13 protein-coding genes are annotated in these 10,114 nt (G+C 55.8%); all 13 read right to left on the minus strand.

Annotated elements, in window-relative coordinates; translation table 11 throughout:
* The coding region (locus tag H586_RS0111635; protein WP_027182120.1) for a hypothetical protein at window positions 1-287 on the minus strand (287 nt) is incomplete at its 3' end.
* On the minus strand, window positions 287-784 hold the full coding sequence (locus H586_RS0111640) for a hypothetical protein (RefSeq protein ID WP_027182121.1): 498 nt from the start codon (window positions 782-784) through the stop codon (window positions 287-289). The genes H586_RS0111635 and H586_RS0111640, both read right to left, overlap by 1 nt.
* Window positions 785-789: 5 nt before the next feature.
* On the minus strand, window positions 790-4,005 hold the full coding sequence (locus tag H586_RS0111645) for a host specificity factor TipJ family phage tail protein (RefSeq protein WP_155891390.1): 3,216 nt from the start codon (window positions 4,003-4,005) through the stop codon (window positions 790-792).
* Window positions 3,996-4,430, minus strand: a complete 435-nt coding sequence (locus H586_RS19095) for a C40 family peptidase (RefSeq protein ID WP_034619250.1) — start codon at window positions 4,428-4,430, stop codon at window positions 3,996-3,998. Before H586_RS19095 ends, H586_RS0111645 begins: the two co-directional genes overlap by 10 nt.
* Window positions 4,430-4,978: a DUF1833 family protein gene (locus H586_RS19100; RefSeq protein WP_051364002.1), complete on the minus strand. Its 549-nt coding sequence runs from the start codon at window positions 4,976-4,978 to the stop codon at window positions 4,430-4,432. Before H586_RS19100 ends, H586_RS19095 begins: the two co-directional genes overlap by 1 nt.
* Complete coding sequence (locus H586_RS0111660) at window positions 4,978-7,875, minus strand: tape measure protein (RefSeq protein ID WP_027182123.1); 2,898 nt, start codon at window positions 7,873-7,875, stop codon at window positions 4,978-4,980. The genes H586_RS19100 and H586_RS0111660 overlap by 1 nt, the downstream gene beginning before the upstream one ends.
* Complete coding sequence (locus tag H586_RS0111665) at window positions 7,876-8,061, minus strand: hypothetical protein (RefSeq protein WP_155891391.1); 186 nt, start codon at window positions 8,059-8,061, stop codon at window positions 7,876-7,878.
* Between the two features lie 128 nt (window positions 8,062-8,189).
* A complete protein-coding gene (locus H586_RS0111670; protein ID WP_027182125.1) occupies window positions 8,190-8,573 on the minus strand; it encodes a hypothetical protein in 384 nt (127 codons plus the stop codon).
* A 42-nt stretch (window positions 8,574-8,615) separates the two neighbouring features.
* Window positions 8,616-9,086, minus strand: coding sequence for a phage tail tube protein (locus H586_RS20185; protein ID WP_027182126.1), 471 nt, complete (start codon window positions 9,084-9,086; stop codon window positions 8,616-8,618).
* Between the two features lie 26 nt (window positions 9,087-9,112).
* Window positions 9,113-9,505, minus strand: a complete 393-nt coding sequence (gp17, locus tag H586_RS0111680; protein WP_027182127.1) for a tail completion protein gp17 — start codon at window positions 9,503-9,505, stop codon at window positions 9,113-9,115.
* A complete protein-coding gene (locus tag H586_RS19110; protein ID WP_051364003.1) occupies window positions 9,502-9,873 on the minus strand; it encodes an HK97 gp10 family phage protein in 372 nt (123 codons plus the stop codon). The genes gp17 and H586_RS19110 overlap by 4 nt, the downstream gene beginning before the upstream one ends.
* Before the next feature lie 2 nt (window positions 9,874-9,875).
* Complete coding sequence (locus H586_RS21060) at window positions 9,876-9,995, minus strand: head-tail adaptor protein (RefSeq protein WP_081701837.1); 120 nt, start codon at window positions 9,993-9,995, stop codon at window positions 9,876-9,878.
* On the minus strand, window positions 9,992-10,114 hold the full coding sequence (locus tag H586_RS21215; protein WP_420835300.1) for a P27 family phage terminase small subunit: 123 nt from the start codon (window positions 10,112-10,114) through the stop codon (window positions 9,992-9,994). The genes H586_RS21060 and H586_RS21215 overlap by 4 nt, the downstream gene beginning before the upstream one ends.

Raw genomic sequence — 10,114 nt, forward strand, 5'->3', positions numbered from 1 at the left:
GCGGGCGCAGGGATATTCAAAGTCGCCGAAAGCGCTGCCACTTCATCCTGCGCGGTCTGGGCTTTAGCCTGCGCAGCTCCGGCAGCTGCCAGTGCTTCACCTGCCGTCGTCACAGCCTGTGTCACGTTGGCCGCCTCGCGCGCAGAAATATCTGCAAACAGCTTCTGCACGCTCGGCACGTTACCACTGTCCGTTAGTACCTCAGTTGCTGCATCGCCATGCACAATCCGGTGCATCAGTTCGGCATCAGTGCCCAGCTGAGTTACCTGCTCCTGCAACGTTGCCATCACACCACCTCCGGAACCTGCCAGTACTCACCGGGCAGGGTTACATGTACTAGTGTATGCAGTGCGTCTGTGGCGGCTGCCAGTGGCGCAAAGCCCCCGGCGGCGATAACAACCCGCGTCTGGTCTGCCGTCAGCATGTTACGCTGTGCCAGCTGCAGCCGTGCCGTAACTGTCCACAACGTACCCTGCACACTGGCTGTGGGGCGTTCTTTAAATTTGGCTTCGTGGTCGTTCAGACCGGTACCGGTCAAAAGCTGCATCCGGAACCATTTGCTGCCGCCATCCAGAATATTCTGTTCCCACGCCTCAAAAATGGCGTACTGCTCCGCATCCATCACCCACTGCACACTGACAAGCGTTTCATCCGCGCCGAAAAGATTCCGCGTGCGGGTGCCTATCTCCATTTCCGTCTGCTGCCGCCTGTCAGTCGGCTGGGCGGTATAGCCTTTCATGGTCGGCTTTGGCAGCATAGCGGGATAACTTTCAATGGTGGCCATAACCTCTACTCCGCAAGAGTCCGCACGGTCAGCACATCAGACGGAGACAGATCGTCTAAAACGCCCGTCAGGTCTGCATACGCATCCTTTGCAACTATCCTGAAATAATGATCAGTTCCGGCAGCAAGGCCGCTGAAGGTCACACTGGCAGCGGTAACGGTTTTTGTTTCCACAGCAGCAGTTGCCGCAAAGCTGGCAGAAGTCCCGCGCAGGGCTATGTAGCCTGTCACATCACCGGGCACGGGCGTCCATGTAATGGTTACAGAATCAACAGCAGCACTGCCGGTAATATTCACAGGAACAGAAGGCACAGGATCATTGACGGCTAAAGCACCTGCCGCGGATTCCCCCGCCTGATTGCGGGCTTTCACCTGCAACGTGTAACCGCGCTTCGGCCCGCCGTCCGCCTGCATAAGGTCTGCGGCATATGTCCACGCAGTGCCGCCAAGGGCTACCGTGCGCAGCTCCGCACCGTCATGCAGAACAGTAACAAGGTACTCTTCCGCACCGGCTGCCGCCGCCCACGTGACAGCCAGCACCCCGCCCGCATAAGGCTGCGCCAGCACAGGCGAAGGCATCAGCGGTGGCTGAATGTCCGTTGTACCTTCCCACGTTGCCCACGGCCCCTGCAGTTTGCCAATCGCCGCCACCCGCACACTTACATGTCCGGCCGATACTGGTACGGTTGCGCTGTTCACGGTGGGTTCCGCCGCAGTCTGCCACTGATTGCCGTCCGCAGACCACTGCACCACATAGCCCACGGCCCCTGCGCTCGGCCGCCAGTTAAGCGCCAGCACAGGCGCTGTTGCAGTGCCTCCCACGCGTACGCGCAGGTCTGTCACTTCCGGTGTATCCGGATTGCCCGGCAGATTGGTACCCGGATCCCACGGCGGCGGGTCGCCTATGGGTTCATACACTTCCGGCGCATCTACAACGGCGCTGATTTTGGCATGAAACATTCCACGCGGGGTAACGCTGGTAATGATTACCCGCTCTGCAAAGTTTCGCCCCACGCCCATACGCCATACAGTACGGCCCGCGTTGGTGTCTGTGCGCAACCATTCAAAAGGGTCACCCACGCCTTGCGCCAGCAAAATGCCAAGGTCTTCCGCATCCAGCGTCACAACATCATCAGCAATACCGGCAACCTTGCACGGCCCCCACGGCTTGCCGTTGGGTCTGCGCAGTTCCAGATACACCTCGTCCCCCGCTTTAAATACGGGGGACTTATCCAACTCGATAGACAACAGCGGCCCTGCTTCTACCACCTCACCCCAAGCGGAAAAATCAAATTCCGGATGAGAAACGCTGGCCACATCGCCCCGCAGGGCAAGACGGGATTCAAGCTCTACCTCAAATTCAATAGTTTCAGACCGGAAAGCATGAATCCGCAGTTCCTTCATGCCCTCACGGTATGCATGAGCACGGCTGGTAATGCCCATGAACCGCTTATTGGCAGGCTGCCGTGTCAGGTTGTCAGGCAACACGGCGGTTACATCGCGCATTGTCCATGTATCTTGATCAAGATATTCAATTATCGCATGATCCGGCGTGTCTTCGGTGTGCAGATTAAACGAACGCGAAAATGTACCCCGCCTGATATTATGCGGAGTAAACACCGCCCGCACAGGCCGCCCCGCTTCATCCCGCACAAAACTGGTCCGCGTGCCCACATGGCGGGTTATCACGCTTACGGTGCGGCTGGCCTGCTGAATCAGTTCATGCAGGGTAACGCCGGTATCAACAACATAGTCCAGATATTCGCCCTCTGCCGCACGCTCGTGCCCGATGCGCCACAGGGTATCCAGATCTATCTGGCTGTCCGGTTGATTGCCGCCATGTTTTGCCCGCAGAATCTCAGACATTGCAGCAGCCCAGTTTCTTGTGGGCTGCGGTTCGCTCCATGTGCCTGTCACCCTGTCGTACAAAGGCAACATGCGTGTATCTATCACCTTGAACTGTTTGCTTGCTGCCTGTGACAGGCTGTCAGTGGCGCGGGCTTTTACCGCTATAACATCCTGCGCATACGTCAGGCGGCTGGGCAAAAAGGCACGCATATTCGCCCATACAACACGGTCAAGCACCTGCCCGTCGTTGCTTTTATTGGTGGTGCGGCGCACACGCACTTCATACCGGCCTGCAGGTATTGCAATATCCCACGTCACCCGCAACGGATCACGGGTGGCGCCGGAAACGGCCTCTTCTTTCAGTACAGCCCAGTCGCTGACAGGAGTACCCAGATCGTCAATACGACGAAAATCTGCCCTTATCCCCACGCTGATGGTGGTCATGCCGCTTGTGGTCATCTTGCCAAGGCCGTTAAAAATTAAATCCAGCGCTATCCTGCTGCACTCTGTTCCGGCCGTGTTGGCAGCAAAGGCACCTACCCAGTTGTTTTCCCCGTCAACATTCGGCCCGCGCAGTTCCTGACCGCTCACCTCGTCAGATGTTTCCACATTGTCAGGAAAAAGCGTCACCGGCTGCCCTGCCGGCACAAACTCCAACGTAATTTCAGGAAAGTTGCCGGTATACTCCCCGTCCTTCCAGATTGCCGTATCCGCTATGCGCACCTCATGTATCTGGTATGCCCCCACCCCGTTGCCCAGCAGCTGGTATACATATTGTTCGTTGCCCTCATATTCCCACCACGGCTCCGCCACGAGGTCGGGCGTTGTCAGGTTGGTGCCGAATTTTTCGCGGATAATCTGGTACAGCCGTGCGCTGTTGCTGGCGGGCTGCATGGAATACGTAGGACTGCTTGCCTCCACCCCCCGCGCACTGGAAAGTTCCGGCGTAGGCATACGGGGGGTGGGGGCAAGAGCGTTCACCAGCATCATGCCGCCCAGTCCTGCAACACCGGCAGCCACATATGCGCCGGTTCCCCATGCGGCAGCAGCCCCCGGCAGCATGGGCCCCATAAAAGTGTAGTTCGCCCACCACTGCCCTGTTGCATAGGCCGCGGCCATCACGGCCACCATCAGCACGGTGCGTATAGGGTTGGAGCCTCCGCCCCCGCCGCCCAGCGGCAGCAGAACAAAAACAACGGTGTCCTCATCGGCTGTTACTCTGGCTGCCCACTCGTCACGCAGCACCGGCACGCCGTTATGCACGCACACAACGGCCCCCTGCGGCACGGCCGAAGACAAATCGCTCAACGATTTTCCGCCTGCCATTTCCTTACGGCAGGTCACCATGCTTCCGGCAGTATGCACTAGCAGCACGCAGCCACCCCCGCCATGCTGTGCCGCATGTACTGCAATGCCTTCCAGCCCTGCGCACGCAGTTCAAAAGGCGAATCCAGCACAACGCCGAACCCGCGCAGGCAGTGCAGCACCATGCCGCCATCTGCGGTTTCCACATACACCCCGATGTGGTCAGGATCAGACCGGCGAAACATCCACACCACATCGTATTCCCGCGGAGCTTCAACAACCGCAAACTCCCCGTATCGGGCAAGGTTGCGCACGTCCCCCAGCACAGCCCGCAGGTTTGCGGGGTCGGCAACTATGGCAGGCGAATCTATGCCCAGACGGGTTTTGTAAATATACCGCACCAGCTCGCCGCAATTGTATGTTACAGGCGGGTTCGGTTTACGCGCCCACGGCTTACCTATCAGTTCTTCTGCCCAATGCGGCAATGTGTTCATTAGCGCCCCCGTACAAGTCCGGGGTATTCGCCCGGTGTATATTGCCGGCCGAAAATCTTGTTCAGCCAGTTCACAAACTCCGCGCGGCCTTCCGCAACTCCCGCACTGCACGACACCTTGCGTATCTGTGCACCGTGGTACACAAGCTGCGGCTCTTCCGGCATGGATTCCAGATACTCACGGTAGGTAAAGTCGATGGGTGTGCGCTGCTTACGTGCCGCCACAAGATGCCCGGTCAACAGCTCTGTGACATTATCTATGCGGACAACAAATTCACCGGGGGCGCGTTCTGACTGCTGCGGCAGCGTCAACGCAAAGCCGCAGTGCACAAACGGCACGGCCTTGCCCGCATCAGCAGGAGCATCCGGTTCCAGAGTCAGGGTATGAACGCCCGGTTCCGGCTCTTCAATAGGCCAGTGCACAACGCGCACTGGCTCGGTAAAGGCAGGGTGCCGCAGTTCGATAGTGTATAAAATGCGGGTATCAGCGGGGGCAGAAGCATAGGCCTCCGCAATGGCTTTTTCCCAGATATCGGCAGGCTGCGCCATCAGTACAACCCTCCGGAACGCGTGTTGCCGTACACCCGCTCAATGGCGGCACTGGTCCGGCTGGTGCCGTTGCTCACGCCTTCGGCCATGCGGCGGTCTATCTCTTCAATAATCACATCCACATCCATGCCGCCCTCTGCATTGGGGCGCTGCACTGCCCGTGCCTGTACATTGCCGCTGTTGTTGTACACATTCACAGTCACCCCGCCGCCTGTACGCAGGGCAGGAACAACCTTGAAGCCGCCCTTGGGAATCACAGTTTCCCCTTCCTGCAAAATGGCGGGAAACTCATCAGGCAACAGGCCGGAATGATACCGGGGTGCACCGGCAAAGATGGCAGGGTCAACAGGTCGGGTGAAGCTAGGGGCATCACGGCCGATCACGCCGCCGTCATGGAAAAAGGAACCGAGAAAAGAGAATATACCGCCACCGCCGCCCATCATGCCGCCAAGCATGTCTCCCATGCCTCCGGCAAGCGGCCCTGTAATGCCTTGCTGCACAACCATACGCATCATGTCTTTAATGACGGAGTCGGCAAAATCCGAAAACGAAAGCTTGCCCGTCATGGCAAACGAGACAACAGCGTCTTCCATGGTTTTGAAGCTGTCAGAAATCATGCGCTCCGCACCTCTGGCAGCATCTGTAGCTTCATCATGGTACGAACGCATGGCACGCACCGCGCCGGATTCCCAATCACGGGCAGCCTGTAATTTTTCCTCCTTTGCCCATTGCGCAACTGCTACTTCATTCGCTCCGGCTTTGACGTAGGCTTTGCCCTGCTCTTCTATCTGCGCCAGCTTAAATTCAGTTTCGCCCAGCACAAGCTGCCGGTGCTTTTCTGCAAACTCCGTCATTAAGGCAAGATTACGGGCTTTCTCTGCCTCTGCCTGCTTTCCTGCCGCCTTAAAAGCCGCATCTTGCTGTGCGCTTCTCTCACTTGGGCTGACCATGCTGTTCAGCTCGTGCAGATACATGGAATTACCGGGAATGCCGAAATCTTCCCATGTTTTCTTCCGCGTATTTCCACGTGCGGGTTTATCCGCCAGTTCCGCAAGCTTCCGGGCTTTTTCTGCTTCTATGGCCACAATTTGCGCACTATATTGCGCAGCATTGGCGGCATCTACTTCGCGGGCATTTTGCAGCTTGCCGATGGCAGACTGTGCAGCGCTTTCAATGGCTGCAATCTTATTTTTTTTCTCTTCTGCTTTAGCTGCCGGCGAATCTTTCAGAAATGCCTTCGCGGCATCGGCAGCATTTCCTGTTACAATATTCTTCCGACGCTCAACACTTACGTCGATATATTCAGCATCACTTTCCCACCAGCCCTGCCTGTCCGGAGAGCGTATAACAGTCGTTTTTGAATCTGTAAGCTGTCTCTCCAGTGCTTCTTTTTGCGCTTTCAGTTCATTTATTCTGGCTGTAATCTGTGCTCTGTCACGTGCATAAACAACACCCATACGGCTTTTTTGCAGCTCCGCTATCTGCGCATCAAGCTGTATAACAGGCAATCTGTCCCTGAAAGGATCAACCATGCGCTGCCGATCTATAAAACTCGCCTTTTCAAAAGCATCTCCATCGATATAACCGGATTCAGCCAGCAGTCTTCCTTCGCCTCTGGTTGTTATAACTGACCGCAGCCCCGCATATCTGGAAATCTCACCAAGAGCTTTAACGATGGAGCCAAGCGAACCGGCAAGTTCCCGCATGGCTTCACGTACCGCCGGTTCTTTCAGGCTGTCGGTCATTTTTCTCAAAGCAGCAGTGGCATCATCCAGAAAACCGGAATTTGCCATTTCCAGCTTAATATCCACCCAAGATTCTTTAAACTTATCCAAAGCACGCGCAGCATCGCCGGAAGCTTTTCGTGCGGCATCGCCATACCGCTCATGCAGCGCCTTTTCAAAACGAGGCAAAAAGTCGTCGACGAACAACTCACCCTGCTTGAGCATGTTATCAAGCTCAGCAGTCGAAACATCCATGGCCTTTGCAGCAAGTTGGAATGCACCGGGCAGCCTGTCGCCCAGCTGCCGCCGTAATTCTTCGGCAGACACTTTGCCCTTGGAAATCATCTGCGAAACTGCATACAAAGAACCTTTCACGTTCTCCGCCGTCATACCCAACGCGCCACCGGCTTCTACAATGCCGGTAAACACCCCGCGCACGGCTTCGCCTTCCATGCTGGTGCCCTTTGCTGCGGCCGCAATATCTTTGTAACCTCCTGCAAGGTCATAAAAATTCATGCCCAACTCGTCCGCAAGCTGCCGCAAAAATGCAAACTCAGCCTGTACGCCCTGAGTACTGCCCGTAATGGCTTCAAAGGCGCGGTTAAGTTGCATAACCTCTGCGCCGGTATCAAAAATATCTTTTACCAGCATCCCGAGGCCAAGGCTTGCAACGGCGCCCTGCAAACTGAATATGGCAGACTTCACCATGCCGAATTTGCTTTGTGCTATGCGGCTGAAATCACGCATAGCGCCTTCGGCATCGCCCATCTTGAATTTCAGGACGGCCATTTCTGCGGCACTCATGTTCGCGGCGCGGGCAATGGACTTTAAAGCACGCTCCGCCTGCTGTGTGGCCTTGGTTGCAAGCATTCGCTGCTGCAGCCGCATCCAGTCACGGTCTGTCAGGCCGATATTTTTCCGCAGCTTGTCATCAAGCGTCACCCCTACAGAGGCAAAAGCAGAACCGGACAACTTTGCAGCACGCTGCGCCTTGGTCAGATTCTGATACAGCTGGTCGATGCCGCTCGTAACGGAAGAAGGAACAACAGCATTGGCAAGAGCATTGGAAATATCTGTCGCAGTTGCACGCGCCTCTCTGCGTACCGCCGAAAAATCAGCACTCAAGGCGGTATAATCGCCCCTGATTTCAACATACATTCCCGGTATCTTCATTTACTGTTCCCCTTCCGTTGCCAGCAGCACCGTGCGCGCCAGCAGCAGAACCTTTTCAAAGCAGTTTTTCTTATCTTCCACGCCATACAGCCGCATTGCCTCATGTACAGCGACCTGATTGATTCCGTAGGGAGTGCCCATACCTGCACAGAGCAGCTGATCCTGACATATCCGGAATATCATCACGGCATCTTCATTTTCCGGCATTAACGGCGGGGTGCAGGCTTCACAATCCGGCACCCTGCCCTTTTTACTGTGTATTGCTTCACACACGTCACAATCCGGCCTTTCGCGCAGGCGTGTAACGTGTTTAATCAGTTTTTTTCAGCTTCCTCCGCACGCCGGGCAGCCTCAATATTCAGATGGTCAAGCAGGCCGGAAACAATGTTAGCAAACACAGGGCTTTCAGCCATAAGTAACGCCTTATTTGCAGCCGTACAGGGAACCGGCTTTCCATCTGCATCGCAAATGCCTTTCCAATCCAGAATGCAGTAATCCCACATGTCCGCGTAAAAAGCAGGTTCGCTCAGCTCTTCCAGCTGCCTGCCGCGCACAAACTTGCGGCTGGTATGCTTTTTGTGCAGTTTACGGCGGGTATCATCATTCAGCACCCGCAGGCAGATAGCCCCGTCTTCGGGCTTGGATTCGTCAATATCCAGCCAAGTTCCGGGATTCAGGTTATTCAGATCAAAACGCATAAAACACCTCATAAAAGAGGCGGCTGACCGCCTCCTTCGGGTTTAAGGGGCAGAAGGAACAGTTTCAGAAAATCTCTTCAACGGCCCGCAACCGGAAAAGTTAAACGAAATAGTCGCAACACCGGCCTTATCCTGCTTCACGTTCACACTGGTAATGCGTGCACCGGCGCTGGCATCGCTGGCAGTATCAGGCGCGTAATAGATCAGCTTTTCACCGGCTGTTTCGCTGTATTCCACATAAAAGCGGATGTCGGGTATCAGCGCGCCGGTATCAAAGGCCGCTTCCACAACTCCCTGCCCCGTGGCATCAGTGGGATCAGCAGAACCGGCACAACTGCCGCTCCATTTTTTCATGCCCACATCGCTTTTGCCCCATCCGTCACCAAAGGCGGTGGTGTCCACTTCATCAGCGGAAAGGTTCATATCCCAGTTGGAAATTTCCCCAACAATCTGCTCAGTTCCACCCGATGCACCAACGGTCACACGGGCTTTTCTGCCGGAAACGGTAGCCATAGTATTTCCTCCATGCTGTTTTGCGGTTACGCAGCCCGATGCAACGTAACCAGATATTCAACCATGATGCGCTGTGCATGAGCACCCGCAAGACGCGTTGCCTGCTGAAACTCAACCGAGACAAGGTCATAATCAGGCACAGCAAAAGCTGTCTGCTCCACAAAATCACGCAGATCACGGGCATAGATGTCTGCCGTGTCCATATCCGCCGCGTACACGTCCAGTTGCAGATAAATTTCAGGTAAAATGCTGGTAAAAGAGCGGTCTTCCGACTCATGCGGTACAGAAACAACAACAAAAGGCACTTTTTTACCGCGCGGAGCCTCAAACGCATACAGGCTATCGCCAAGGCGCAGGTGCAACGCGCTGCCGCCTTGCGCATAGGCTTTGAAAAAGGCTTCCCGAAAGGCTTTCATCATGCCCCCACTGCAGAAAGCCTCAGCCTTGAGCGTACTCTTTTGCCCACAATGGCAATGGCAGGGCGGAAAAAAGGATGCGGGCGCACTTTGCCGCGCACAACGCCTTTACGGTCAACAATATTATGACCGTATTCCACCAGATGGGCGTGCGGAGCCCTTACAACGACAATGTAGCCCCCCGCTTCAAACTTAGAGGGGCGTGCCCGGACTGATTTTACAAGCAGCCCTTTAAGCTTCGGGGCACGCTGGCGTGTTTCCGTGGCAATCTCAGCGGCAATATCCGCCATATGCTTATCCACATGCTCATAAAGCATCCGCTCAAGCTCTTTATCGGTAGGCAACAAATTACGAAACGATGCCTGCAGCATGGCTACTCCTCCTCAATGCTGGAAACTTCCAGTATCAGCCAGCGCCCCCGCCCCTCTTGGTCTATGGCGCTTTCTATGTCGTACATGATGCCCTGCACCCGTATGCGCATGGCTGGTGTCACATCAGCCCGGTAACCTTGGAAACTGCAGCAGGAGAAAGCCCGAACTCGGCAAGCAGGCTTTGAGCATGGCGCATGGCCTCGGAACGCTGGTTCACTGCAGGATGACTTTTCTTCAGCAA

This window comes from Oleidesulfovibrio alaskensis DSM 16109 (assembly GCF_000482745.1).
In the GTDB taxonomy this organism is placed as follows: Bacteria; Desulfobacterota; Desulfovibrionia; order Desulfovibrionales; family Desulfovibrionaceae; genus Oleidesulfovibrio; species Oleidesulfovibrio alaskensis.